Here is a 26,995-nt window from a genome sequence, read left to right on the forward strand (position 1 = left end):
GTGAGCCAAAGGGACATGAATATTTTCCGATGCAGTTGTGACATTCGGAGCCAGGATGCCATGCTTTTGGTGGCATTCGGGTACAGCCTGATGCTGGTTGCCTGTTGTGGTGAGCTGGTTGCAGCAACATGGTTTTACATTGTGACTCTGCCGTTGTCATGTGGGTGAGCAGAGTGAAACCAATAAAATAAACAGTACGATACGGAGGTCTATCATGGGTGGATGGCTTGGCAGGATACTGCTGTTATCCGGCTGTCTCGTTTCTGGCATGGTGTTGGCTGATGATCCCTTTCTCAAGATCAAGGGGGATGGCTGTTGCAATGGTAAAGGGGAGGTCGTGTTGACCCGGGCCGAGTTTGAGGCTTTACCTCAGACAGAGGTCAAGACCCAGACCCCCTGGACCGAGGGGGACCACACCTATCGTGGCGTGCTGCTGCGAGAGCTGGTCAAGATATATGGTCTCAAGAGTGGGGAGGTCAAGGCGGTCGCCATCAATGACTACTGGGCGGCGGTGCCGCTGGAAGATGGAGATAAGTATGCGGTACTGCTGGCCGAGAAGCAGGATGGCAAGGCGTTGACCCTGCGCAACAAGGGGCCGCTCTGGATCATCTATCCCCTCTCTGATCACCCGGAGCTGAACAAGGAGCTCTATCACAGCCGGATGGTGTGGCAACTGACGGCGATCGAGAGCAAATAAGATGCTGCGCGGCAAGTTTCTGAGCTTGATCCTGATGGTGACTACCTTTTTGGGGGTTGCCATCTGGTCGGTCTGGAACTATGACCGTGCATTCAATGCAGTGACTCGCTATACCCAGCTCTCCGCCTGGGCGTTGGCGCAGCTGGAGTTGGAAATCCATGGCTTTGATGAAGCGCTCTCTCTCTATCGCACCGGTTCGACCAGTCAGGAAGAGATGAACAAGCGCTTTGACATTGCCTGGAACCGCCTCGATGTCTTCCTGCACGGGGAGGAGGCCAAGCCGGTGAGAACCCGCTTTGGGGCTGAACAGGCAGCAGGCAAGATCATGGCCCTGTTCGAGAAGTATGAGCAGGCCGTGGTTAGCGGAGAGCGAGATTCAAAAGAACTTGCTCGTTTTGCCGAGGAGTTGGCTCGGGATCTGGCTGCGATCCGCGATGTGATGGTGAAAAATTTCACCGGCCCATCCGCTATTGCCCAGCGGGAGGTACTCAACTCGTCGCGTATTCAGAACTTCTTCATTCTGGCTTTCTTGATGTTGGCGACCGTGGTGATGCTGCTGATGCTGTTTCGCGAAGTGCGCCACCAGCACTTTCTTGCGTGGAATGATGCGCTAACCCGCTTGCCAAACCGGGCCTCCTTGATCAAACACCTCAAGCAGCTGACGGGACATAAAGGGGGGCGCAGTAGCGTGACCGTCTGTCTGGTGGATCTTGGCCATTTCAGGGAGGTAAATGACAGCCTGGGCTACGAGGTGGGGGATGCATTGCTGACGCAACTGGCCGAGCGGATCCGCGCGGTATCGGTTGACGGTCTCTTTGCCGCCCGTACCGGTAGCGATGAGTTTGCCATCATTATTTCCGGCGTTATGCCCACCTATTTGCGCTTTCCATTTCTGGAGCAGCTGCGTAACGAACTTGCCGGGCTCGCCTTGGCGACTGATCCCGCCCACCGGGTGCGGGTCTTTATGGGGGTCAGCCAGTACGTGCGACCGGTACACACGCCGGAGGAGATGCTGCTGTTTGCCGATATCGCCCTCGACAGTGCCAAGCGCAAGCGGCTGAATCGTTACGTGGTTTTCTCCAGCAGCATGTATCAGCACTATCTGCGTAACCGCCGTTTGTCGACCGAGTTGCGCGAGCTGATCCAGCACCACAGCAATTTGCAGTTGAGCCTCTACTATCAGCCGATTGTCCGTGGTCAAGGCACGGTGCGACTGGGAGCCGAGGTACTGATCCGCTGGAATCACCCGGAGTACGGTTTTATTCCGCCCCTCGATATCATTTCGCTGGCGGAAGATAACGGGCTGGGGGAGGCGCTCGGGTTATGGATCTTCCGGCGCTTGCAGCTTGATCTCGCTACTTTCCCGAGCGACTTGATTGAACCGCTGGAGATCTCGGTCAACCTCTCGAGTTCCATGTTCACTATGGAGTTGGCAGCCCAGCTGGATGAGAACATGAGGGAGGGGCCGCTAAGCCTGCAACAGCTGATCGTCGAGCTGACCGAAACGATTGCTCTGGATGATATCGAGCTGAGCAAGCAGATCATCGACACCTTGCGCCAGATTGGAGTACGGGTTGCCCTCGATGATTTCGGTACCGGCTGGTCATCGTTCTCCTACTTGCGAGAACTCTATTTCGACAAGCTCAAGATCGACCGCTCATTTATCACTGCCATTGACAACGATACCCGTCAGGCCCTGTTCGTCGAGGCGATCACCAGCCTCTCTCATCAACTCGGTGTGCGGGTGGTGGCGGAAGGGGTGGAAAACAATGATGAGCTGAAGGCGGTGCTGAGCATAGGGGTGGATGAAATTCAGGGCTATTTCTACTCGAGGCCCTTGCCGCTGCAGGACTTTTTGCTGTTCTGCCATCGCTACTTTATCAATCGGAGCATCATGCAGGAGGTTGCGCTGGGTTAGCGAGCGGTACCTTTTTACCGTCACCACAAGCTAACGTGCTGTTGTTTATCTAGTCGAATACAACAAGAAGGCGACCATCTGGTCGCCTTCTTGTTGTGCATTGTGACGTGCAGAGTTCGCAGCCCGAGGGGCTATCAGAGCACCATGGCGGCAATCCAGCCGAAGATCACCAGCGGGATGTTGTAGTGAATAAAGGTGGGCACCACGCTGTCCCAGATATGGTCGTGCTGACCATCTGCGTTGAGGCCGGAGGTGGGGCCCAGCGTCGAGTCGGAGGCTGGTGAACCCGCATCCCCCAGCGCGCCAGCGGTACCAACCAGTGCGATGATCGCCATTGGTGAGAAGCCAAGCTGCAGACAGAGCGGCACATAGATGGTGGCGATGATGGGCACGGTGGAGAAGGAAGAACCGATCCCCATGGTGATGAGCAGACCCACCAGCAGCATCAGGAAGGCGGCGATGCCTTTGTGCTGGCCGATGCCGGAGGCGACCACCTGAACCAGAGAGTCGACCCCGTGAGTTGCCTTCATCACGGCGGCAAAACCGGCGGCAGAGATCATGATGAAGCCGATCAGCGACATCATCCGTACCCCCTGAGTGAAGGCATCCTGGCTTTCGCGAAACTTGATGACGCCGCCGCAGGTGAAGATGACAAAACCGGCCAGCGCACCCAGTACGATGCTGTTGGTCATCAGTTGTAGCCCCAGCGCCACGCCAATGGCCAGCAGGGCCACCCAGATGTGGGTGAGGTTGAGCTCGACCGCTTCGGGCTCGGCATCCAGGATCTTGGCCAGATCGTACTTGCGCGGTTTGCGATAGCTGATGAATACCGCAATCAGCAGGCCCAGTACCATACCGGCGACCGGAATGGCCATCGCCAGCGGGATCTGGCTGGTGGTGATGGGCACGCCGTTATCGATCAGGTTCTTGGCCAGAATGTTGTTGAGGAAGATGCCACCAAAGCCGACCGGTAGCACCATGTAGGTGGCGGTCAGACCAAAAGTGATGACACAGGCCACCTGACGACGGTCTATCTGCATCTGCGCCATCACATGCAGCAGCGGCGGGATCAGGATGGGAATAAAGGCGATGTGAACCGGGATCAGGTTCTGGGAGGAGATCGCCACGGCCAGCACGGAAGAGAGCAGCAGGGTTTTGACCCACATGATGCGGGTCGAGCTGGCATCCTTGCCCAACTGGTTGATCACCTTGCGGGCCAGCAGGTCGGTGATCCCAGAGCGGGAGATGGCAACCGCAAAGGCGCCCAGCATGGCGTAGGAGAGGGCAATCTCGGCGCCACCGCCCAGGCCACCGCTAAAGGTGGTGAGGGTATCGGTTAACGACAGCCCACCGACCAGGCCGCCAGCAATGGCCCCCAGCGCCAGCGAGACCACCACATTGATCCGCAGCAGACTGAGCACCAGCATCAGCCCGACTGCGATAACAACTGGATTCATTTGATTTCCTTATAGTTTGTTATTGCTGTCTGTCATGTGAAGGGGAGTTAGTTTGCGAAAAATGTGACAAATGTCGAGAAAAAAATCAGTCAAACCCCTCATATCGCAGCAGCATGTGGCACAAGGTTGCTCAACATGAGGGTTTGTGACCTGTTTGTCTCCGTGCATCCCGTGCGCAGCGGTGGATAGTGACGTTGATAGCGATTTCCGGTGCGCAGTGCAATCAATCACTTCCCCAAAAAGCGAAGGCTGCCAGTGGCAGCCTTCGTCCGTTTATTCTTGTCCCTCATCGTCGGCAGGGGCATCGGTTGTGTCATCATCCGGATGTGCAGGCGGCCAACCCCCCATGCTCTTCCAGCGGTTAACGATATGACAGAACAGCTCTGTGGTGCGTTCGGTGTCATAGAGGGCAGAGTGCGCCTCTTTATTGTCAAACGGGATGCGGGCGCTCTGGCACGCTTTGGCCAGCACGGTCTGCCCCAGCGCCAATCCGGAGAGAGCAGCTGTGTCGAAGGTGGCAAACGGGTGGAACGGATTGCGCTTGAGGCCAGCGCGCTCGGCGGCAGCCATCACGAAGCCGTGATCGAAGGTGGCGTTGTGGGCCACTATGATGGCGCGGCCGCAATCCTGCTCCTTCATCCCCTTGCGGATCCCCTTGAAGATCTCGGTCAGCGCCTCTTTTTCCGAGACAGCGCCACGCAACGGGTTGTAGGGGTCGATGCCGGTGAACTCCAGCGCGGCCTTTTCCAGGTTGGCCCCTTCGAAAGGCTCGACATGAAAGTGGAATACCTGATCGGGAACGAGCCAGCCCTGCTCATCCATTTTCAGGGTGTAAGCCGCGATTTCGAGTAGGGCATCGGTCTTGGCGTTGAACCCGGCTGTTTCAACATCGATGACGACGGGGTAAAAACCACGGAAACGGCCCTTGAGGGTATGAACTGCGTCGGTCATGGGATCTCGGTCGGGATAAAATGAGGCGGCATTATGGCAAAAAAGCGCTGGCTTGTCCTCCCATCCCACGCAGGATGCCGCGCCAAGATGGCGCAGGATTCAATATCTGTGCAGCCACCAGCGGGCGGCAATCAGCGCCGTGAGCGACCCCAGCAGGGCGCTGGCCAGCACATCCACCGGCCAGTGCATCCCCATTACCATGCGCGACAGACCAACCCCCAGCGCCCACAACGGCAGCAGCCAGACGCCCGTGGGGGCTCGGGCCAGCCAGATAAGGCCGAAAAATTGGGCCAGGCTGATGGCGGCGATACTGTGGCCGGAGGGGAAGGCGTAGTTCACCTCGGCCTGCCAGTGGTGGCCGAGCCACTCAGGCAGGGCCAGCAACTGGCTGGCGGCATGAACCTGTTCACTGCGCACATCGATGCTAGTGGCGTAGAAGTGCTTGATGGCCGGGATCAGCGACTGACTCTCCAGCCAGAGCAGATAGGGTCTGGGCTCTTCGGTCAGGTGTTTGATCAGGCTCTTGAGCACCCAGTCGCTGGCGAGCAGGGCTGCCAGCGCACACCCCAGTGCAATGAAGGGGGACAGCTCCAGTTTGAGTTTGTAGCGGGTCAGCAGCAGCAAGAGGGCGCCACTGACCCCGATCCCGGGAATATCGACCATGCGGGTAAGGGCGTATGACCACCATAGCCAGCCTGATTGCAGTGAACCGGTCAGAAAAGGCTGCCAGGGCAATGTGGCGAGTAGTAACAGGGGCAGGATTAACAGGGCTGTGAAGCCAAGCACCTGACTGCGGGTGAGTGAGGCGGTTGACATTGGGAGCGGCGGAGCGTGTGGCGGCATGGTGGGTATGGGCGATCGCGAAAAAAGAGGGGCATTGTGCCACCGTGACATGCTCGGACAAAGCCGAGCAGCACGTTTGTTACCTCTGCTTACACATTTTGTGGCCACATCCTCTGTTTGAGCGGGCGGATGGAGCGGCTGCCGCGCAATGTGGTCCCGTTTCGCGCCGGATTGCATCACAGGCTGAAATCTCGGGCGGCTTTGCGCTAGAATGGCGCCCCCGTGGCGGTTGTGACCAAAGAGAGCCCGATGAAGATAGTCGTTGATGAGAATATGCCCCATGCCGTGGAGCTGTTTGCCGAATTTGGCGAGGTGATCCCCTTGCCCGGACGGCAGATGCAGGCCCGCGATCTGCTGGATGCCGATGTGCTGCTGGTGCGTTCGGTCACCCGCGTCAACGGCGATTTGCTGGCGACCAGCCCCAAACTCGGGTTTGTCGGCACCGCCACCATAGGCACAGACCATGTGGACAAGGCCCTGCTGGCAAGCCGCAATATTCCCTTCTTCAGCGCCCCCGGTTGCAACAAGTATTCGGTGGGGGATTATGTGCTTTCCGCTTTGCTGGTGCTGGCGGAGCGTTACGAACTCGAGCTCTCGGCCATGACTCTGGCGGTGATTGGCGCGGGCAATACCGGCGAGTGCGTGGCTGGCAAGGCCCAAGCGCTCGGCATGCGGGTGCTGCGCTGCGATCCGCCCAGGGCGCGGGATAATCCTGATGCGGGCTTTGTCGATTACCAGACCGCCCTTGGCGCCGATATCGTCAGCTTTCACGTGCCCATCACCCGTGAAGGGCCGGATGCTACCTACCATCTGCTCGATGCCGAACAGATTGCCGCGCGTCCTGCCGGACAGATCCTGATCAACGCATCCCGTGGCGAGGTGTGGGATAACTGGGCCCTGCTGGCGCGCCAGTTGGGCGATGCGCCATTGCGACTGGTGATGGATGTGTGGGAGAACGAGCCCGAGCCACTGGCTTCGCTGGTGCCCCATACCGAGATTGCCACCCCCCATATTGCCGGTTACAGCCTGGAGGGGAAGGCGCGCGGTACCTGGATGCTCTATCAGGCGCTCTGCCTGCAGCTGGGACGCCAGCCTCGTCAGGATTTGAGTGGGTTGTTGCCCGCCCCCGATGTGCAGGCGGTGGTGCCGGGTCGCACACCGGATCAGGCGCTGATCAAGCAGCTGGTGCATCTGGTCTATGACGTGCGCCGCGATGATGCCCGTTTCCGGGCCCGACTCGGCCTGCCCGGCAGCTTTGACGAGCAGCGCAAACACTATCCCGAGCGCCGTGAACTATCCTCCCTGCAGGTTGAGGGTGCGTTTGCCGGCCAGGAGCTGGGCGAGCTGGGATTTGCGCTGTCACGCCCCTGAATCGGGGCCTAGGAGTTGGAAGATAACCGGAAGGGGTGAGCCGTACTGGCTACCTCGCCCCCATTTTTTTACTGAGCTGGCGCAGATACTACTGCGCTGGCTCAGCCATATCAGGCAGCGTTATCTCGCCGTGCGAGCGCCTGCCGACCATGGCGCCACCCGGCGCCATTGCAGCATTATCAGAGGAGAACAGAATGAGCCAGCAGTTTAACGTAGCGGTATTGGGTGCCAGCGGCGCCGTGGGTCAGGCGATGATCGAGATCCTGGAAGAGCGCGAATTTCCGGTAGCGACCCTCTATCCGCTGGCTTCCAGCCGCAGCGCCGGTGATACCGTGCGCTTTGGCGGCAAGAACCTCGAGATCCTCGATGTGGAGGAGTTTGACTGGAGCCAGGTGCAGATCGCACTCTTCTCCGCCGGTGCCGAGGTCTCGGCCAAGTGGGCGCCGATTGCTGCCGAACACGGCTGCATCGTCATCGACAACACCTCCTGCTTCCGTTACGACGAAGATATCCCGCTGGTGATCCCGGAAGTGAACCCGGATGCGCTGGCTGATTTTCGCAATCGCAACATCATCGCCAACCCCAATTGTTCCACTATCCAGATGCTGGTGGCTTTGAAGCCGCTGCACGACGAAGTGGGCATTGTCCGCATCAACGTGGCCACCTATCAATCCGTGTCAGGCTCCGGCAAAGAGGGTGTCAGCGAGCTGGCGGGACAAACTGCTCATCTGCTCAACGGTCGTCCGGTGGAACCGACCCTCTATCCGCAGCAGATCGCCTTTAACCTGATCCCGCAGATCGACAGCTTCACCGACAACGGCTACACCCGTGAAGAGATGAAGATGGTGTGGGAAACCCAGAAGATCCTGGGGGATGCCAGCATTGCCGTGAACCCCACCTGCGTGCGGGTGCCGGTATTCTACGGCCACGCCGAGGCGGTACACGTCGAACTGCACCAGCCGCTCGATGCCGAACAGGTCAAGGAGCTGCTCCGCAATGCGCCGGGTGTGACCCTGTTTGATGACGAAGGGGACTATCCGACCCCGGTGCGTGACGCAACCGGCAAGGATGAGGTGCTGGTGGGTCGGGTGCGCCAGGATATTTCTCATCCAAGTGGTATCAATATGTGGATCGTGGCCGATAACGTTCGTAAGGGCGCGGCAACCAACAGTGTACAGATTGCCGAGCTGCTGGTTCGCGACTATCTGTAAGGCAGGTCATATGCCACAGATGCGCAGCAGGGAGTGCTGCGCATCCGGCCTGTGATCAAACCGGGGTGTGACCCATGCCGCACTCCGTCACTTCAAGATTCTGTTGCGATATCAACTGATTAAGTTTTTTCCTACACTCAGGGTCAAGTTGGGTGCTAAATGTGTCGGACTGCTGGCTTGCCAGGCGAGCCTGATTTATATTGAACCGACTGTTTTGGGGTAACTATCCAGATTTTTCAATGTGATAGGGCCGTCATACGAAGGAACGAATATGGGACATTCCCGCATAACATTGGCAACGCTACTCGCATTGGGTCTGCTGGGCACCGTCCAGGCTGAAGACTCGGCGCGGGAGCCTTTTTTTGTCGAGCTAAAAGGCCCTGACGAACCCGCACCTCCCGCCGTCAATTCCCAGCCGCTGGCGCAGCCGGTCGCCAGACCCGCCGCGCAACCGGTGCGTACAACCGCCCAGCCGGTGGTGCGTCAGGTCACTGCCAATGCCGGTAGCTATGGCCCTGTTCGTCCGACCGATACCCTATGGAGCCTGGCGAGCAAATATCGCCCATCCAATCGGGTCAGCGTCTACCAGACCATGGTGGCGATTTACGAGAAAAACCCCCGCAGTTTTGCCGATGGCAATATCAACCACATTCTGGTGGGTTCCCGCATTCTGCTGCCGACCGCGGCCGAGGCGAGCGTCATCACTGATGCACAGGCCCGCGCCAAGTTCCGCAGCGACAACGCCAGCTGGAAGGGGTTAAGCCCCAAATATCTGGCTGACAAGCAGGCCCATACCGCCAAGCCGGCTGCCGCCAAACCCGCGAAGGTTGAAGCCGCCAAGACCGAGCCGGTGAAGGCTGCGCCTGCGCCGCTGCCAGTGGCGAAAGCCGCCCCCATTCCCGCCCCGGTGGTGGCTCCGCAACCGGCTGCCGAAACCAAAGAAGTGGCCAAGGTGAGCGAGCCTGCGCCGAAAGAGGCGGTAGCACCTGCTCCTAGCGCTGCAGAAGGCACCACCCCGGCGCCTCTGCCTTCCGATCTGGATAAACCGGTGGGCAAACCGGCTACCGAGATGGCGCTGGCACTGGAAGATGCCAATGCCCAGCTCGGCCAGGTGACCGAGATGAACCACAGGCTCAAGCTGCGTCTGCAATCCCTGACCGAAGAGGTGGAGACCCTCAAGGCCCAGCTGCAGGATCAGACGGCGCTGCAAAAAGAGATTGCCGAGCTCAAGGCCCAACCGGTCCCGCCGGTGGCAGCCGAGCCTGAGCCTGAGAAAAACTGGTTGATGGATCTGCTCTCCTCACCGCTCAACCTCGCCATGATCATTCTGCTGCCGGTGCTGCTGGTATTGGCGCTGGTGACCCTGTGGCTGCGTGCCCGTGCCCGCCGAGAGCTGGAAGAGCAGGAGAAGAGCCTCTCCGAATCCACCGCCATGATGATGGATCAGGAGCAGAGCGAGTTTGATGATCTGCTGAGCGTTGATGTGACCGACAACGAGCCGGTGCGCCCGGTGCCGGATCTCAACACCCCGGATGGCTTTATGCCGATGGAGCCTGACGAGCCGGCCGCCAAGCCGGATGTCGATCTGGTGTTCAGCGACGAGGGCGAGATGGAGCTGCAGGGCTTCGAGCCCGAGCGGATGGCTACCCAGCCAGCCAGTCGTGACCCGGACCTGGTGCCGGATCTCGATCTCTCGCTGGATGAGCCCATCGCGCTGGCCAACGAGCCCGCCATGGATCTGGCCAGCGAGTTCAATCCCAAGCCCAAGGCCGCTGACGAGATCATGAGCGAAGAGGAGCTGCAGGCAGCCCTGTTTGCCGAGCTGGATGCGGATCTCTCCGCCGACCTCGAGCCCGATTTGAGCTCCATCGACGAAGTCGGCGCCGCTGACGACGATCTGGCCAGCTTCGATCTCGGTGATTTCGACAATGCCCTCGACGAGCCAGCCACAGGGAAAGATGACAACGCCATTGATCTCAGTGCCGCAGAGGACGCCGACGAAAGTGCGGATGCCATGCTGGCCGAGCTCGGTCTTGAGCCTGTCAAAGCGAAGGACGCCGAGCTGGGTCTGGAGTGGGATCCCAACGAGCTGGCGCTCTCCGATTTCGAAGATGCGTTTGCCGAGGTGGAATCACATCCGGCAGATCTCCAGCCCCGTGAGCAGGCACAGGAGAGCGGCTACGTCGAGATCGACAAGCTGCTGGCTGAAGCGGATGCCACTGCGCCGGAGCAGGAGCCGTATCAGGGCTTCTCGCTGGATGTGGGGCTGGATGGCTTCCCCGAGGTGCTGCCGGAATCCACCGGATTTGACGTGGATGCTGACGACGGCGGTGTTGGGGCCAAGCTGGATCTGGCCCGTGCCTACCTCGAGATTGACGACAAGGATAGCGCCCGCGAGCTGCTGCAAGAGGCGGCGGAGCAGGGCAGCGATCACCAGCGCGCCGAAGCCGAGAAGTTGCTCAAGCGGTTGGGCTAAAGCATTTCCCATCACGGGATCAGCAAAACGGGGGCAGCCAGCAGGCTGCCCTCTTATTTTGGCGATTTGTTATGGGGTGAGCATGGCCTCGCAGGCTGACCATCCTGGCCAATTGCGGCGTGTGGTGGGACTTTTCAGGCTGAGCGCGTATAATCCGCCCCGTTTCTTTCATTGCGTTTTCACAACAAGACAAGTTTATCCATGCGAATTGCCCTAGGTATTGAATATGACGGCAGCCGGTATTTCGGTTGGCAGCGTCAGCGTGAAGTGATCAGCGTGCAGGAGGAGTTGGAGAAGGCCATCAGCCGGATCGCCAACCACCCTGTCTCCATCCAGTGTGCCGGGCGCACCGATGCCGGTGTCCATGCGACCGGCCAGGTGATCCACTTCGATACCGAGGCGAGCCGTGCCGAAGGGGCCTGGACCCTGGGGCTCAACTCCAACCTGCCGCCGGATATTGCCGTGCGCTGGGTCAAGGAGGTGGACGAGACGTTCCACGCCCGCTTCAGCGCCACCGCCCGTCGCTACCGTTATGTTATCTACAACCACAATTTTCGTCCGGCGATCCTCGGCAGTGGCGTCAGCCACTACCACGAGACCATCGATGCGGAGTTGATGCATCAGGCGGGCCAGAGCCTGCTGGGGGAGCACGACTTTAGCACCTTCCGTGCCGTCGCCTGCCAATCCAACACCCCGTGGCGCAATGTGACGCACCTCTGCGTCAGTCGTCAGGGGCCCTATATCGTGCTGGATATTCGCGCCAACGCCTTCCTGCACCATATGGTGCGCAACATCACCGGCTCCCTGCTGCTGGTGGGGCAGGGGCTCAAACCGGTGGAGTGGATTGCCGAGGTGCTGGCTGCCAAGGATCGCAATCTGGCCGGGCCGACCGCCAAGGCCGGTGGCCTCTATCTGGTGGACGTGGATTACCCGGCCGAGTTTGCTCTGCCGCAGTTGCCGCTCGGCCCGCTGTGGCTGCCGGACTCGGCACCGGGTACGACCAGTTTTTAGTAACTGCGCCCGAAAAATTGTGGTTTAATGACCCGTCATTTGTTGCCATCGAGCTATTAAGTCATTGAACAATCTAGGCTCGATGCGTTTTGTCAGGCACAAAAGCATTAAGGAATTCCATGAGCTGGCTTGAGAAGATTCTTCCCAAGAGCAAGATCACTGCGCCCCGTCGTCACAACATTCCGGAAGGGGTGTGGACCAAGTGCAGTGCTTGTGAACAGGTGCTCTACCGGGCAGAGTTGGAGCGCAACCTCGAAGTGTGCCCCAAGTGTGATCATCATATGCGCATCAGCGCCCGCGCCCGTCTCGAGAGCTTCCTCGATGAGCAGGGTCGTACCGAGATCGGTGCCGAGCTGGAGCCGCAGGATGTACTGAAATTCAAGGATTCCAAGCGCTACAAGGATCGTTTGTCTGCCGCTCAGAAAGAGACGGCGGAGAAAGATGCGCTGGTGGTGATGAAAGGGACCCTCAAAGGGGTACCGGTTGTCGCCTGTTCGTTCGAATTCTCCTTCATGGGGGGCTCCATGGCCTCCGTGGTCGGTGCCCGCTTTGTACGCGCCGTCGAGGAGTGCATCAAGGAAGGCCGTGGCCTGATCTGCTTCTCCGCCTCTGGTGGTGCTCGCATGCAGGAAGCGCTGTTCTCCCTGATGCAGATGGCCAAAACCAGTGCAGCACTGGACAGACTCACCAAGGCGGGCCTGCCCTATATCTCCGTGCTGACCGACCCCACCATGGGTGGCGTCTCTGCCAGTCTGGCGATGCTGGGTGACATCAACGTGGGCGAGCCCAAGGCGCTGATCGGCTTTGCAGGTCCGCGTGTTATCGAGCAGACCGTGCGCGAGAAGCTGCCGGAAGGCTTCCAGCGCTCCGAGTTCCTGCTGGAAAAGGGTGCCATCGATATCATCATCGATCGCCGTGAAATGCGTAACCGTCTGGCCAGCCTGCTCGCCAAAATGCTGAATACTCACGTCATCGAAGAGTGAAGATGAGTTCAAACATGCAACAATCCCAAAGCCGGTCGCTTGTCGACTGGCTTTCTTATTTGGAGCAGATCCATCCGGTCAATATCGACATGGGGCTGGATCGGGTCGGTGCTGTCGCCCGCCGTATGGGGCTCACCCAACTGCCGTTCAAGGTGATCACGGTGGCGGGCACCAACGGCAAGGGCTCCAGCTGTGCCATGGCGGCCAGCATTCTGATGGCCGCAGGCTATAAGGTCGGCGTCTACTCCTCGCCCCATCTGCTGCGCTTTACCGAGCGGGTGCGGGTCAACGGGCAAGAGCTGGCCGACAGCAATCACTGCGCCGCCTTTGCCGAGGTGGAAGCCGCTCGTGGCGAGATTGCCCTTACCTTCTTCGAGTTCGCCACCCTGGCCGGTTTGTGGCTCTTCTGCCGCGCCGCCCCCGATGTGCTGCTGCTGGAAGTGGGACTGGGCGGTCGGCTCGACGCCACCAATGTAGTGGAGTCCGATGTTGCCATGATCACCTCCATTGCCCTCGATCACTGCGACTGGCTGGGGGATACCCGCGAAGCAGTGGCGGTGGAGAAGGCTGGAGTCTATCGCGCTGGCAAGCCCGCCATCAGCGGTGAGCCTAATCCGCCCGCGACTATTGCCAGCGAAGCCCAGCGTCTTGGCGCCAACCTGCGTCAGGTCGGTATCGATTTTCGTGGCGATGAGCACGAGAGCGGTTGGGATTATCACGGCCTGAACCAGTGGCGGGATCTGCCAAAACCGGCGTTGCCACTGATGAACGCGGTGACCGTGCTGGCGGCGCTGGAATCCCTTGGCTTGCCGCTGCCGGAGTCCGCCATTCGTGACGGGCTTGCCAATGCCCGGCTGGCTGGCCGGATGCAGCAGTTGCAAAGTGCGCCGCTGGTGATCGTCGATGTAGCCCACAACCCCCATTCGGCGGCCTATCTGGCCGCGCAATTGCGCAAGATGCCCTGCTCGGGTGTACGCCGCGCCGTGGTCGGCATGCTCAAAGACAAGGACATGGCGGGCTCCCTTGCCGAACTCGATGGTCTGATCGGCGAGTGGTATCTGGCCAGCCTCACCGGCCCGCGCGCCGCCACCTCTGCGCAACTGGCTGCGGCGCTGGGGGAGGGAAAGGGCCCTGCCAGAGAGTTTGATGATGTCAGCGTCGCTTATCAGGCAGCGTTGGCCGCATCGAGTCCGGACGATATGGTCATTGTGTTTGGTTCGTTTTACACTGTCGCCGACATTCTGGCGGGTGTCGCCGTCTAGGCCACACCCCGGCTCCCCGGCCCTCGGGCGGGGAGCCAAATCGCATATTGAGTTACGTAAAGGTAGGATTCAACTTGGCCTCGAAGTTTCAAAACCGTCTGGTGGGCACCGTCATCCTGGTGGCCCTGGTTGTTATTTTCCTGCCGGACTTGCTGGATGGTCACAAGCTGGCACAAAAGGAGGAGGCCTTTGCCAAGATCCCGCTGCGCCCCGAGCTGGAGCCTGCCAAGCCTGCGCTGCAGGTCTCGGCAGCCAGCAGCCTGCCCGCCGATCATCTGGCCAGCCAGCAACAGGCCTCTGCGGCCCAGCAGTGGCAAGTGGAAGAGGTGGCTGACCCCATGACCCTCGCCGGTCAGGGCAACGGTGCGCAGCCGGCCACAACCCCTGCCGCACCGGCGCCGGTTCAGCCGCAACAGAATGCCCAACCCAAGCCACAGCCCAAGCCGGAAGTGGTGGCCAAAAAGCCGGTCGAACCGCCCAAGCCTGCACCCAAGCCAACGCCAGCCAAACCGGTTGAAGTGGCCAAGGCGCCCGCGCCGGCCAAGCCGCAGGCGGGTCAGATCAAGTCCCTCGACGATCTGATTGAAAGCAAGATGACTCAGCCGACCACACCCGCGCCTGCTGCGGCACCGGCACAGGGTAGCTGGATCCTTCAGCTTGGCGCCTTCAAGAACGTCGACAGCGTCAACGCGCTGGTGAGCAAGCTGCGGGCGGCGGGCTACTCTGCCCACACCTCGCCGCGCACACCGGTTCAGGGTCAGCTCAACCGGGTCTTTATCGGGCCGGATGTCTCCAAGGCCAAACTGCAGGGGATGCAGGGGCGGATCTCCCAGATGACCGGCCTCAGTGGCTCGGTGGTCTCTTACAATCCGTGACGGCTTGCAGTTGGCAATGGCCCTTTGAAACAAACACCGCGCTCCGTGCGCGGTGTTTTTTTATCTGGCTGCCGTGATTTTTAAGGTCGACGTCGTACAGGTCACCCCCCGGTTGGGATTTTCGGGCAGTTGGGGTAGTCTGAGCCCTTCTGCTACTCACAGGAGTTCAAGATGATCCTCTCGACGACCCCCACGCTGGAAGGCAAAACCATTCGTGAATACCGCGGCATCGTGGTTGGCGAAGCCATTCTCGGCGCCAACATTTTCAAGGATCTCTTCGCCGGGATCCGCGACATCATCGGCGGCCGCTCTGGCGCCTATGAAAAAGAGCTGGCCCGTGCCCGCGAGATCGCCTTCGATGAGCTAAAAGAGCGTGCCGCCGCCCTTGGCGCCAATGCGGTGGTCGGCATCGATATCGACTACGAGGTGGTGGGGCAAAACGGCAGCATGCTGATGGTCAGCATCAGTGGCACCGCCGTGGTGGTCTGATCGGGCTTCCGCCTCTGCATGGGCAATGAGCCGATAACCGGGTTATCGGCTTTTTTATTGCTGTCTGATACGTGGCGGCTGGCAGGGTTATCACTCAACCCATTGATTTTAAATATTTATATTTATTAATAATTCCACTGACCGGTTTTATTTTTTTTAACTGGGTGGCCCGAGAGGGTCAAGCTAGAGTGCCGCCATCAGGAACGACACCGCTCACGGACGAGGTTCTCTTCTCTTGAAGGCGTATCACTATGAATCAAAAACCTGCTCTGCTGACCCTTGTCATGTTGGCCATGATCGCCCATGCCGGCAGTGCCCTCGCGGCGCTGCCCAACTTCAGCGCCACTTGTCCCACCGATATCCGGGTCAAGTCGCAAGGGGGCAACGTCTTTATCAATGGCAAGAAGGCGACCCTGAAAACGCTGGCGCCCGCCGCCTATTCGGCCACAAGCGGCAAGGTGGTCATCGGGATCACCTTCGATCTGCCCGCCAGCGAACCCACCCTGGATTACGTCATCAAGCATGATCGCCGGGCCCACGGCTTTTGCACCGTGCACGCCTGGTCGGCGGGCAAGGCAGCCGCACTGCCGATGGCCAAGGGGGACTCGCCCTATCAGGGCAAGTGGGTAGCCAAAAACCGCGAGACCGGCGCCACGGTGGCCAATATTCAGGTGGATGGCAAGGAGCAGGTGTGGGTCAACGGAGTCAAGGTGAAGGCGAAACGGGCCGATGGTGCGCTGCAGTTTCGCAAGGGCACCATCCTCTACACCTTGCAGGGGGATCCGCGTATTCGCGATGAGAGCGACTGGAATGACAGCGATGTTCAGAATACCGGCCCCATCCGGCTCGAGTAACAGACGCGCCGTGCCACGGCTGGGTCATTGATGCAAAAAGCAGAGAGCGGCATGGCCGCTCTCTGCTTTGTTGTCTACATTGGTTGATCGCCGTGCGGGGTTAGATGCCGTGGATGGCATTGGCTTCCCCATACCAATCCAGCTTGTCGGCTAGGGTGACCACCGAGCCGATGATGATGAGACTCGGGCTCTTCACCTGACGGGCCAGTTCGGCCAGCTGCTGCAGCTCGCCGCGCACCACCCGCTGGCTGAGCTGGGTGCCTTGCTCCACCAGCGCCACCGGGGTATGACCGGGCATGCCGTGGGTTTGCAGCTCATCCTGAATGCGGGCGGCGTGGGCCAGCCCCATGTAGAACACCAGAGTCTGGCGGGGGGCCGCCAGCGCCGACCACTCCTGGGCGATATTGCCCTCCTTGTCGTGGCCGGTGATGAACTGCACCCGCTGGGCGTGATCGCGGTGGGTGAGGGGAATGCCGCTGTAGGCGGCGCAGCCTGAGGCTGCCGTAATGCCCGGTACCACCGAGAAGGGGATGCCCGCCTCGGCCAGGGTTTCCAGCTCCTCGCCGCCCCGGCCAAAGATAAAGGGATCGCCCCCCTTGAGCCGCACCACCTGTTTGCCCAGCAGCGCTTGTTCCAGCAACAGTTGGTTGATCGCCTGCTGGGGTACACAGTGGCGGCCCGCCTCCTTGCCAACAAAGATCCGCTCGGCATCCCGGCGAACAAGCGCCAACACCTCCTGCGACACTAGCCGGTCATAGACCACCACATCCGCCTGCTGCAGTTGCTGCAAGCCATTCAGGGTGAGCAGCCCCGCATCGCCGGGGCCGGCGCCCACCAGGGTTACGCTTCCCTTGCTCTGCTGTTGCTCATCGAGTAGCTCGGCGACGCTCTGTTCGGCACCTTGCTGCTGGCCGCGGGCCAGTTGGCGGGCGAGGCGATCGTGGCTAAAGAGCCGCTCCCAGAAGCGACGGCGGGCCAGCTTGTCCGGAATGAGTTTGACCCGCTCGCGCAGCTTGCCCGCCAGCGCCGCGAGCTGGCCGAGGTGTTGCGGCAGCAACGCTTCGAATTTTTCCCGCAGCTGGCGGCTTAGAACCGGCGCCGCGCCTGCGCTGGAGATGGCCACCATCAGCGGCGAGCGGTCGATGATCGCGGGCATGATGGCGCTGCAGTGGGCCGGAGAGTCCACCACATTGCAGAAGATCTGGCGCAGGCTCGCCTCATGAAAGACCTGATGGTTGACCTCTGGCTGGTTGGTGGCGGCTATCACCAGCCACTTGCCATCGAGCAGTTCGGGATGAAAGCCGGCGGCGCAGACGGTCAGGCGACCCTGCTCGGCCCAGCTCATCAGTTGGGGTTCCAGGTGCGGGGCATTGATGGTGATCTTCGCCTTGGCATCGAGCAGCAGGCGCGCCTTGCGCACCGCCACCTCACCGCCGCCGACGATCAGGACCGGCTTGTTTTGCAGCTGACAGAAGAGAGGGAGAAAGTCCATAACAGGCTCCGGATGCTGGCCCGCTCGCAATGCCGCGCCGGGCGAGATAGCAGGGCGCGCCATGACGCACCCCGGATGGTCGGGGGAAAGATCCCCCGACGGGAATAAAAAAGGGGAAGGGTGATCTACGCCCGGGCCAACGACAGATCCCCACCGGTGTCGGCCACTTGATCACGCTTCCCCAAACGAGGTTTTTCCTATTGCACCGCTTTGACGTGCATGTTGGCGACGTACTGATCTTCGGCCCAGAAGATGCGGTCAGCGACCATGGCTTCCGGGTTGAGGGTGACGCCGCGCAGCACCCGCTCCTTGAACTTGTGATAACCGGCCCGGTCGATAAGGTGGCCCATGTGCAGATAGATGGGTTTGCCATCCAGCATCTCGGCCTCGAACTCGAACAGGTTCTTGATCACCGCATGCAGCACCTCTTCGGTCACCCAGTTGAGGAACAGCTTGCCGGTACGGGGGGTCTTCTTGCTGGTGCGCCCCCCCAGCTTGACCATGTAGAGCTGCTTGGGATCCCGCTGCCAGGCCAGGGTCGGGCAGGCCAGCACGCACTCGCCACAGCCGATGCACTTGCTCTCCTCTTTGACCGCCTTGCCATGCTTGATGGCGAGGCAATCCACCGCGTGGTGGCTGCATGCCTTGACGCAGGCGCCGCAGCCGATGCAGCGCTCGGCATTGAAGTGGATTTTGGCGATGCCGAGGATGCCGAAGTCGGCCATGTTGGCCTTGGCGCAGTCGTTGGGGCAGCCGGCGATCACCATCTTGAGGTGATAGGGGTTGGGGTAGAGGTGTTTCTCCATCCGCTGGGCCAGTCCGGTGCAGTCGATATTGCCCTTCTGGCAGATGGTGTTGCCCTGACAGGCTACGATATTGCGCCCGCCGATGGTCTGGTAACCGGCTGTGGTGTCCTCTACCTCGATGCCGCAGGTCTCCACCTCGATCTCCTTGATAAAGGGCTCGAGGGCGGCATTGACCTTGTCCATGTCCTGATACTTGATGCCGGGCATCGCCAGCTTCTGGCGGGTGGTGAGGTGGATCAGGCCGTTGCCATACTGTTCGGCGATCTGCTGGGCCACTGCCAGCAGGTGGGCGGGCATGATCCCGCCGGGAATGCGTACGCTGATCATCGCTTCGCCGCGCACCTTGGAGAGGCGGTATTCGTTCTTGGCGCGAGCCTTGATGATGTCGATATCGAGACTCATGGTGTTCTCCCTCAGTCGATCAGATGCTGGGCCTGGTCAAAACGAAAGACCGGTCCATCCACGCAGATATAGGTGTCGCCCATCCGGCAGTGGCCGCATTTGCCCACGGCGCAGGCCATGCGGCGTTCGTAGTCGACCCAGATGCGATCCTTGGGGATGCCCCGTTCGAGGAAGGCGAGCACCACGAAACGGATCATGATGGGGGGGCCGACCACGATCACCTGGATATCCTCCTTGTCAGCTAGATCCAGCTGGTCGATGTAGTCGGTAACCCGGCCGATGCGAAACTGCTCGCTCTCCTTGCCCTCGTCCAGGGTGACGATGAGGTTCTGCTGCTCGGCCCAGAGCGGCATCTCGTGGTGATAGAGCACCGCCTGCTCGTTCTTGAAGCCGAGGATCATGTCGAGAGACTTCACCTCTTCCGGATGTTTGCTGAAGCGGCGCAGCAGCCCCTTGACCGGCGCGACGCCGGTGCCGCCCGCCACCACGATGAGGTGCTGGTTGCGATAGGTCTCCAGCGGGTAGCCATTGCCGTGGACGCCGCGCATCCACACCTTGTCGCCCACATCGAGGGCAAACAGCGCATCGGTCACCTTGCCGACCTTGCGGATCAACAGATCCACATAGCCATCGCCATAGTCGGAGACCGAGATGGGCGCTTCGCCCACGGTGGGCAGGGAGATCTCCACAAACTGGCCGTAGTGGACATCAAAGTCGCGTGATACTCGAAAGTTCCACTCAAGCTCGGTGTGGCGCTCGATGGCCAGAATGGTGTAGGCCTTGGGCAGCAGGCGGTTTTCGACCACGTCCTGCTGCGGTTCTGCTGTTGCGGTTTGCTGGCACTGGCACATATCAGTTCGCCCCCTGCGCGTTGTCGGCTGCGATGGTCTGTTCGACCACATCGGTCATCTTGTTGATGATGTTGCTAAAGGAGATGTAGTGAGGGCAGCGATCGTCGCAGCGGCCGCAGCCGACGCACATGTGCTCCTCTCCCTGACGGGCCTTGTAGTCGTTGACCTTGTGCAGGGCGCGATAACGCAGGCGCTCGCCATGTTTGGCGCGAAAACCGTGGCCACCGGCCATGTCGCTGAAGCCATCCACCATGCAGCTGGCCCATTGGCGACGGCGCTCACTCTGCTGGGGATTCTCCGCATAGGTGAGGTCGTGCACGCTATAGCAGCTGCAGGTCGGGCAGGAGGTGGTACAGCGGCCGCAGCCGATGCAGCGGCTGTCGTACTCGGCCCAGACCGGATGGGCGGTGAGGATCTGGCGGATCCGCTGGGGGTCGTCACAGACGCTGTCCGGGGTGCGAACCTTGACCGGATTGCTCTGGACAAATTCCGGGGTGAAGTCATCGGATTCACCCAGTTCGGCAAAGTAGCCGAGCAGCTCGGGATCCTTCACCTCGATGCGGGCACCCTCATCGCTCAGACGAATGGCGGCGGCGTAGTCCTGGGTCTCGTTGCTGCCCATGGAGACGCAGAAGCAGTTCTCGAAGCTCTCGCGGCACTCCAGCAGCACCAGCTTGAGCTTGCTGCGCAGCCGAGCGTAGTAGACGTCGCTGTTTTGGCCATTTTTCAGGTAGACCTGATCCAGCCTGCGCAGGGCGTGGATATCGCAGCTGCGCAAGAACAGCAGGGTGGGCTTGGCCTCCACCTTTGATTCGCACAGCTCCAGATTGTCGAAGTGGAACAGGGTTTGGGTGATGGGGAGCACCACCTCTTTCGGGGAGAAGTGGGACTTCTCCTGCCACACCAGATCGGCCGGATGGCGGATGCTGTGGTAGGTGACGTTGTCGGTGTCGGAGAAGCGGCCTCCCCGATATTCGGCCGCGGGCGCCATGATCCGGTAATCGGGCAGCAGCCGCTCGAACAGCTGCGCCAGCGCGGGATGGGTGAGAAGAAACGACATAAATAAACACCTTGTATGAGGGTGAGATGCCCTGGCATAGGGATGAGGCGCAAGCCGCTAAGAGTGTCTGGCACCGGTTCTGGCCGCGCTTGCCTCGCCACGGTCTGTTTTTATGACTCATGTTGCTCAACTGACCCGATTGTTATTGTGTTGGCGGCGCGTGCGTCGCGGCAGGTCGGGTCATGCCTGTAAAACCCTTATCAATTGAGCAGGGCGGCCTGATAGCCTGCGCACTTGCCCATCACGTATCCCATCTCCAGCTTGTTGATATCGCGGGTGAAACGGGAAACGGGGAAGTAGTCGGCCGGGGCGATCACCTCGATCTGGCAGTCCTCCGGCGGATTGGCGATAAAATCGAGCGCCTCGTTGTAGCTGCGATCCCGCTGCTCCAGCGCCTGTGCCAGCGCGGGACGGGTCTTGAGCAGGGTACGGATCATCCAGGGGAAGGGCATCGGCTTGAGCCGATAGCCGAGCGGCTCGGAGAGGATCACCGTCAGGTGACGGGCACCGCGGCGGTAGGCCTCGATCACCGGGATGGAGTCGGCCACCCCGCCATCTGTCATCGGTACCCCGTGCACCTCCGGGTATTCGTGGGAGGCGAGGGGAATGGCGCAGCTGGCGGGCAGCACCTCGTTCATGTTCTCCGGCTTGACCCGGATGTACTCAGCCTTGCCGGTCAGGGTATTGGTCACCACCGCATAGAAGGGGATGCCGGTCTCCCGGTAGGCGTGAATGTCGAGGGGATACTTGCGACAGCTGGTGTTCCACAGCCAGTGGATATCCACCAGATTGCCCCCTTGGCAAAACGCAGGGGATCCATAAACTGCTGGCTGCATGCCAGTTTGGTCAGGATCTCGTGGCTGCGGCCATGCTGGCTGGCGAGATAAGCCAGCAAGTTGGTGGCCCCCGCCGAGACGCCGATGGCGAAGTCAAAGGGGCGATAGTCATGCTCGATAAACGCATCCAGCACGCCGCTGGCAAATATGCCGCGCATGGCGCCGCCTTCTACAACCAATGCGCTGGGGGATGCGTTTTTGTTCATGACAGGCACCTCATTGATAAGTCAGAGAGAAAAAGTGGGAAAGAGAACGTTCGGGCTGTCAGGCCGACCGTTCTGACAACCAACCGGGGTTGGCCATCGCAATGAGGTCATTCTAGGAAGGGGATAGTGTTTAGAATATCTGTTAATAATGAATCAAGTGTTTTGTATTTCTAAACGACACTGATAAACCCGTTGTGATCAAAGGGGTTGTGTAGGAGTCTCAACGACTCTGTGATGGCTGGATATTGGCAAGGATGAGTGTGTCATGACGTTATTGGTTCCCCCGCAGCTCCGATGTGGCGATACCATCGCTTTTTTCTCCCCCTCCAGCGCGGCGACCGCCTGGGCACCCAACCGTTTTGCCCGCGCAAAAGCCTTTCTTGAGGGGCAGGGCTTTAGGCTCAAGGCGGGCAGCCTCACCGGCCAGCAGGAGCACTGGCGCTCCGGCTCCATCGCCGCGCGGGCCGAGGAGCTCAACGCCCTTATTCGCGACCCAGAAGTGCGCTGCATCATGTCGGTGATTGGCGGCAGCAACTCCAACTCCCTGCTCCCTTACCTCGATGTTGAGGCGCTCAAGCGCGATCCCAAGATCATCGTTGGCTACTCCGATGTGACGGCATTGCTGCTCGGCATCCATGCCCAAACTGGCCTGGTTACCTTTTATGGCCCGGCGCTGGTGGCCTCCTTTGGCGAGTTGCCGCCGCTGGTGGATGAGACGCTGGCCAGTTTTTTACAGATTGCATTGGCCGATGACGCTGGCGTCCCCTGCACGCTGCCTACGCCAGCGCAGTGGAGCGATGAACGGCTGGATTGGGAGAACCAGACCCGGGCCAAGCAGTGCCAGCCCAATCGGCTGATCTCGGTCGGCTCAGGCCGGGTTGAGGGACGGCTGATTGGCGGCAACCTCAACACCATGGCGGGGATCTGGGGCTCCCCCTATATGCCCGTCATCGAGCGTGGTGACATTTTGCTGCTGGAGGACAGCCTGAAATCTGCCGAGACGGTGGAGCGCTCCTTTGCCCACCTCAAGCTGTGCGGGGTGTTTGATCGGATCGGCGCCCTTATCCTCGGCAAGCACGAGCTGTTCAACGATCAGGGGAGCGGCAAGCGCCCCCTCGATATCCTGCTGGAGGTGGTGGGGGAGCCGGATTTCCCCATTCTGGCGGAGTTTGATTGCGCCCATACCCACCCCATGCTGACGTTGCCGCTGGGCATCGAGGCGGCACTCGATCTCGACCGCCAGCAGCTCACCTTGCTGGAGCCCTGGTGGCGAGCAGAATGAGTGCGAAATGAATGTCCAACAACAAGGCCGCTGATGCGGCCTTGTCTGTTTTTGTGGGGCGTGATCAGGGCAGGGCATCGGGCCGGAAGCTGGCGCGGATCTGCGGCACCAGGCTTGATGGGTCGAACCCTTTCTCCTCGCCCAGCACCGGATGAAGCAGGGGCTTTTCTTCGATGGGAGTGATATCCCCCGCCAGCAGCTGGCGAGTCGCCTGACCCATCTGGTAGAGCTGGCGCACCGGCGCAAACTGGGTCGCCAGATTGAGGGGGTCATCGGCGCGGGTGAAGGCCATCATGGGGATCTGGTAGGTGGCATCGCGCGCCGGCTTGTCACCGTGAATCCCCTTGCCGGCGGACATCAAAAACGGCTGGTGATCGCCAAAGGCCACCACCAGATAGCGCTTGCCCGACTGGTCGAGGGTCTTGAGCAGCCGCTCCAGCGAGGCCATGGCATCCACCACCCCTGTGTAGTAGGTGTTGAGCAGCTGGGTGTCACTCTCGCTCTGGTTCGGGCAGGCGCCGCTGCGCTCCTGCCCTTGATAGCGGGGGCCATCGAAGGGGCCGTGCCCCTGCATGGTGACCGCATAGGCAAACAGCGGTTTGTCATCCTGTTCGCTGCGCTTGAGTATGTGGTCGATGAGGGCATCATCTGAGATATAGAGTCCCTTGTGCTCAAGGGTGGTGAAGCGGGTATCGAACCAGCGCTCCTCATAGCCAAGTGCCGGGATCGCCTTGGCGCGGCCCCAGAATTTTTCCACATAGGGGTGAGCGAACAGGGTTTGGTAGCCGCTCTGTCTGGCGCTCTGGGCCAGCCCCGGCACCTGCTGCGAGAGGTAGTAGTAGGGCACCACCCCCTGCTTGAGCAAGCCCACCGGCAGGCCGGTGTTCATCTCGAACTCCGCCAGTACCGTCATGCCGCCGGTGGTGGGGGAGTGGATGGTTTTTTGCCACTGCTGCACGCTGGCGGGCAGGGAGAGGGTGGGAGCCGGGGCGCAGATCCGCCCCTTCCAGTCGAGCCAGAGCGACTCATATTGCAGCACGATCACCAGATCCCAGCGCGGCGCTATGCCCTGGGGCGGATAGCTCAGCTGCGGGGTCAGCTCGTTGATCTGCAAGGGGTAGCGAAACACGCTGCCGCTTTGCAGCATCTCGTCCACCAGATTGAACAGATAGAGGCCGGGGCCGGAGCGGATGATGTCCCTGTGGTAGTTGACCGCGCGATCCACGTAGCGAATGTTGGCCCCCAGCAGCTTGTTGCCGGTCTGGGTGGCAAAGACGCAGAGGGCAAAGAAGACGACGGTGGCCGCGGCTGTGCGCAGCACCCAGCGTGACAGGGCAAAGCGCCAGCAGAGAAACAGTGCCAGCAACACGGTGAAGATGGGCAGGATGGGGTGCTGGTCGAGCAGGATCCGCAGCAGCGCGAGCAGGTTGCCAAAATCATCCCCGCCGAGCGGCACGCCGTAGATGGCGATCTTCATAAAGTTGGCGAGCAGTCCTATACCGGAAAGCGCGGTAAAGACCAGCCCCATATAGAGGTTGAAGCCCGCCAGCGCACAGAGGCTCCAACCCAGCACCATGCTGCCCCAGGCGAGATAGTAGTGCTCTGGGCGAAAGCCTGACCAGAGCAGAAACTCCCCCAGCTTGAACACCACGAAGCCGTGCAGCAGCACGAAGGTGAGGTTGCCGAGCAGCAGGCTGCCGATGATCCGCCAGCGCAGGCTGCGGCGCAGCTTTGGCAGCACCGTCTTGAGCACGGCGGCGCTCAGGGCCAGCACCAGCGTCAGGCTCACTACCAGATAGGTGAGGTTGAAGCCCTGCTCCGGCAGGGTTTGCAGGATCTGGCTGAAATCGCCGCTCTCGGGGCGATCTTTGAGCAGCAGACCGATGCGCAGCTGATAACGGCTGGCCAGCGCATCGTCCGGGGCACGCAGGGTGCTGTTGAGATCCAGCGAGCAGCGGTTATTGCGGCACACCTGACGCTTATCCACCGCTTGACTGAGCTGGTCGATCCGCTCCCCCTTGTCGTTGAGCAGCTCCACTCGCACCTTGTCCCCCGCTTGCAGCGGCCCTCGCAACTGCCACTGGCTGCGCACCACCAGATAGAGGCCGCGGCTGTCGCTTTTATAGAGCAGGGCGTGGCGGGTGAGGGTGGCCAGCGGATTGTCGGCGGGGCCCAGCACCAGCGGCTGGGCACGGCCCAGCCAGCTGCCGGGATTGATCAGCGGCAACAACAGGGTCAGCAGCAGCAATCCGCCCAGCAGGGCAAGCAGCAGAGAGGGCAGACTCAGGACGCGGGGGCTGCCTGAGGAGGGGCGATTCATATAAGCTCATCCTTTGAGCGAGTGAGGGAGAGATCGTTCATCCGCATAGAGTTTGACCCGATGGTGCGGGCCTTGCTTCAGCTTGTCAATTTAATGACCACTTAATGAATATTTGGTTACAGTTCAACCTTGCAAATTGTGATCCCGGTCGAGGGATTGTTCGGAATATGTGATGAAAGCGTCATCATGGGGTTTTGCCACTGGCTTGGGAGGGATCTGCTGTTTAGTCTCTCGATAGCGACTGGAGGTACATGTATGAATCCCAAAGTGATGGCACGTCAGGCCAGATTGCTGCGCATGCTGGAGAGCAAGGAAGAGATCCGGATCGGACGCGAGCGCGACTGCCCGCTGCCGCTGGCCCAACTGGTCAAGCTGAAGGATAGCCATCCGGCTGTGGTCAAGGTCTATCGCCACGGTCTCACCGCCGAGGTGTTTCACCTCAAGGTGGAGGGGCATCACTGGTGCCTCAAGCGGCGCCGTCAGGATTCACTGGTGGCCAACCTCGATGGCAAGACTGCCTTTCTGACCGAGTTGGAGCGGCGGCGCGAAATCGAGGCGCTGCGCGAGCTGCATCCTACTGTCCTCTCCCACGTGGTCTGCACCAGCTTCGGCTCGGCGCGGGCCGGTGTGCTGGTCTCCCCCTGGTTGCGGGGCGTGCCGGTCCATCAGCTCAACGAACGCAATCTGGCCCAGATGCTGGAGGTGCAGGGTGAGCTGGCCCGCTGGGGCTGGTTTGACTGGGACCCGAGCCCGGGCAACCTGCTCGATGACGGCGAGCAGATCTGCGTGTTCGACTTTGGCTATATGTGGACCTTCGATCCCCGCTTTGAATACAACTCCAATGGTCTGGTCGACCCGCAGTTCCATGTGCCGGAACGGTTGGAGACCCGTACCCTCTCCGGACTCTGGCTCGATGAGGCCGATCCTTTGCCGCAATTTCGCTACTGGCGCGAGCTTTGTCTGAAATGGGTGAAACGGGAGATCCACCACCTGATCCGCGAAGGGGCCAGCGCGCCCGTGCTGGCCCGCCTGCACGCCCTGCAAGGGGTGTGGAGCGCCGCGCTGGCGAGCGACGAGGCGCTGGTCGCCAACTGGTGGCGGGACATGTATCGCAGCCACCGGCTCGATGTGGCCGATGATCTGAGCGGCCAGAGCTGCGGCCCACTCACCCTGCGTCGCCTCGATTGGTTGATGCAGGCGGTGACGGATCACTATCCGCTGCTGGTGGACAATCTCTCGCCTCAGGAGACGGAGCTGGGCCAGACCGGGCTGCTGGCCCGTTTGCAGCAGCTACGTCGGGAAGCCGTGGCCTGTCAGCTGCCTGCCACCAGCCTTGCCTGAG

21 protein-coding genes and 1 pseudogene are annotated in these 26,995 nt (G+C 60.6%); 13 read left to right on the top strand and 9 right to left on the bottom strand.

Translation table 11 applies throughout. The annotated features are described in order from the left end of the window. Window positions 1–214: 214 nt before the first annotated feature. Window positions 215–697, top strand: coding sequence for a molybdopterin-binding oxidoreductase (locus ACTG1K_RS11795; RefSeq protein WP_058058505.1), 483 nt, complete (start codon window positions 215–217; stop codon window positions 695–697). A 1-nt stretch (window position 698) separates the two neighbouring features. Continuing rightward, entirely contained in the window at window positions 699–2,615 is a 1,917-nt protein-coding gene (locus tag ACTG1K_RS11800) for a putative bifunctional diguanylate cyclase/phosphodiesterase (protein WP_058056667.1), read from the top strand. A gap of 134 nt (window positions 2,616–2,749) precedes the next feature. Here ACTG1K_RS11800 and ACTG1K_RS11805 read toward each other — a convergent pair whose 3' ends face one another. The 3 genes from ACTG1K_RS11805 to ACTG1K_RS11815 all read right to left on the bottom strand — a co-directional run bounded on the left by ACTG1K_RS11805 (window position 2,750) and on the right by ACTG1K_RS11815 (window position 5,866). After that, entirely contained in the window at window positions 2,750–4,072 is a 1,323-nt protein-coding gene (locus ACTG1K_RS11805; RefSeq protein WP_204381859.1) for a Na+/H+ antiporter family protein, read from the bottom strand. A gap of 273 nt (window positions 4,073–4,345) precedes the next feature. Then, complete coding sequence (rnt, locus tag ACTG1K_RS11810) at window positions 4,346–5,023, bottom strand: ribonuclease T (protein WP_005333780.1); 678 nt, start codon at window positions 5,021–5,023, stop codon at window positions 4,346–4,348. A gap of 99 nt (window positions 5,024–5,122) precedes the next feature. Further along, on the bottom strand, window positions 5,123–5,866 hold the full coding sequence (locus tag ACTG1K_RS11815) for a phosphatase PAP2 family protein (protein ID WP_440005446.1): 744 nt from the start codon (window positions 5,864–5,866) through the stop codon (window positions 5,123–5,125). 249 nt (window positions 5,867–6,115) lie between these two features. Between ACTG1K_RS11815 and ACTG1K_RS11820 the strand changes: the two genes are divergently transcribed. The 9 genes from ACTG1K_RS11820 to ACTG1K_RS11860 all read left to right on the top strand — a co-directional run bounded on the left by ACTG1K_RS11820 (window position 6,116) and on the right by ACTG1K_RS11860 (window position 16,398). Beyond that, the gene (locus ACTG1K_RS11820) at window positions 6,116–7,237 is read left to right on the top strand and encodes a 4-phosphoerythronate dehydrogenase (RefSeq protein WP_440005448.1); all 1,122 of its coding nucleotides are present in this window, start codon (window positions 6,116–6,118) and stop codon (window positions 7,235–7,237) included. Window positions 7,238–7,431: 194 nt separating this feature from the next. Then, window positions 7,432–8,448 carry an aspartate-semialdehyde dehydrogenase gene (locus tag ACTG1K_RS11825; RefSeq protein WP_425855238.1) on the top strand — a complete coding sequence of 339 codons (1,017 nt, stop codon included), beginning with the start codon at window positions 7,432–7,434 and terminating at the stop codon, window positions 8,446–8,448. Window positions 8,449–8,719: 271 nt separating this feature from the next. Beyond that, window positions 8,720–10,924, top strand: coding sequence for a FimV/HubP family polar landmark protein (locus ACTG1K_RS11830; protein WP_440005451.1), 2,205 nt, complete (start codon window positions 8,720–8,722; stop codon window positions 10,922–10,924). Between the two features lie 201 nt (window positions 10,925–11,125). Further along, the gene (gene truA, locus ACTG1K_RS11835) at window positions 11,126–11,935 is read left to right on the top strand and encodes a tRNA pseudouridine(38-40) synthase TruA (RefSeq protein ID WP_440005453.1); all 810 of its coding nucleotides are present in this window, start codon (window positions 11,126–11,128) and stop codon (window positions 11,933–11,935) included. 119 nt (window positions 11,936–12,054) lie between these two features. After that, the gene (gene accD, locus ACTG1K_RS11840) at window positions 12,055–12,918 is read left to right on the top strand and encodes an acetyl-CoA carboxylase, carboxyltransferase subunit beta (RefSeq protein ID WP_440005455.1); all 864 of its coding nucleotides are present in this window, start codon (window positions 12,055–12,057) and stop codon (window positions 12,916–12,918) included. A gap of 2 nt (window positions 12,919–12,920) precedes the next feature. Beyond that, a complete protein-coding gene (gene folC, locus ACTG1K_RS11845) occupies window positions 12,921–14,180 on the top strand; it encodes a bifunctional tetrahydrofolate synthase/dihydrofolate synthase (protein WP_440005457.1) in 1,260 nt (419 codons plus the stop codon). Between the two features lie 74 nt (window positions 14,181–14,254). Beyond that, window positions 14,255–15,055, top strand: coding sequence for a cell division protein DedD (dedD, locus tag ACTG1K_RS11850; protein ID WP_005352757.1), 801 nt, complete (start codon window positions 14,255–14,257; stop codon window positions 15,053–15,055). 171 nt (window positions 15,056–15,226) lie between these two features. Further along, window positions 15,227–15,544 carry a heavy metal-binding domain-containing protein gene (locus ACTG1K_RS11855; RefSeq protein ID WP_005333757.1) on the top strand — a complete coding sequence of 106 codons (318 nt, stop codon included), beginning with the start codon at window positions 15,227–15,229 and terminating at the stop codon, window positions 15,542–15,544. Window positions 15,545–15,795: 251 nt separating this feature from the next. Then, window positions 15,796–16,398, top strand: a complete 603-nt coding sequence (locus tag ACTG1K_RS11860) for a hypothetical protein (protein WP_440005459.1) — start codon at window positions 15,796–15,798, stop codon at window positions 16,396–16,398. A gap of 100 nt (window positions 16,399–16,498) precedes the next feature. On the opposite strand, the gene cysG is transcribed toward ACTG1K_RS11860, so the two are convergent. From cysG to ACTG1K_RS11885, 5 genes and pseudogenes are all read right to left on the bottom strand, one after another. Further along, window positions 16,499–17,890, bottom strand: a complete 1,392-nt coding sequence (cysG, locus tag ACTG1K_RS11865; RefSeq protein ID WP_440005461.1) for a siroheme synthase CysG — start codon at window positions 17,888–17,890, stop codon at window positions 16,499–16,501. Window positions 17,891–18,087: 197 nt separating this feature from the next. After that, window positions 18,088–19,098: a sulfite reductase subunit C gene (gene asrC / locus ACTG1K_RS11870; protein WP_040066440.1), complete on the bottom strand. Its 1,011-nt coding sequence runs from the start codon at window positions 19,096–19,098 to the stop codon at window positions 18,088–18,090. Between the two features lie 11 nt (window positions 19,099–19,109). After that, window positions 19,110–19,949, bottom strand: coding sequence for an anaerobic sulfite reductase subunit AsrB (asrB, locus tag ACTG1K_RS11875; protein ID WP_440005463.1), 840 nt, complete (start codon window positions 19,947–19,949; stop codon window positions 19,110–19,112). Window position 19,950: 1 nt separating this feature from the next. Continuing rightward, window positions 19,951–21,009: an anaerobic sulfite reductase subunit AsrA gene (gene asrA / locus ACTG1K_RS11880; RefSeq protein WP_440005465.1), complete on the bottom strand. Its 1,059-nt coding sequence runs from the start codon at window positions 21,007–21,009 to the stop codon at window positions 19,951–19,953. 200 nt (window positions 21,010–21,209) lie between these two features. Next, window positions 21,210–22,051: pseudogene (locus tag ACTG1K_RS11885) on the bottom strand (patatin-like phospholipase family protein). A 265-nt stretch (window positions 22,052–22,316) separates the two neighbouring features. On the opposite strand from ACTG1K_RS11885, the gene ACTG1K_RS11890 reads away from it, so the two are divergent. Continuing rightward, a complete protein-coding gene (locus ACTG1K_RS11890) occupies window positions 22,317–23,333 on the top strand; it encodes a S66 family peptidase (protein ID WP_136502323.1) in 1,017 nt (338 codons plus the stop codon). A gap of 64 nt (window positions 23,334–23,397) precedes the next feature. Here ACTG1K_RS11890 and ACTG1K_RS11895 read toward each other — a convergent pair whose 3' ends face one another. Then, window positions 23,398–25,653, bottom strand: a complete 2,256-nt coding sequence (locus ACTG1K_RS11895) for an LTA synthase family protein (protein ID WP_136502322.1) — start codon at window positions 25,651–25,653, stop codon at window positions 23,398–23,400. 255 nt (window positions 25,654–25,908) lie between these two features. Here ACTG1K_RS11895 and ACTG1K_RS11900 point away from each other — a divergent pair, with 255 nt between their 5' ends. Next, window positions 25,909–26,994 carry a hypothetical protein gene (locus ACTG1K_RS11900; protein WP_136502321.1) on the top strand — a complete coding sequence of 362 codons (1,086 nt, stop codon included), beginning with the start codon at window positions 25,909–25,911 and terminating at the stop codon, window positions 26,992–26,994. Window position 26,995: the final 1 nt, after the last annotated feature.

It is taken from the genome of Aeromonas sp. 102P (assembly GCF_051920345.1).
Lineage (GTDB): Bacteria > Pseudomonadota > Gammaproteobacteria > Enterobacterales > Aeromonadaceae > Aeromonas > Aeromonas veronii.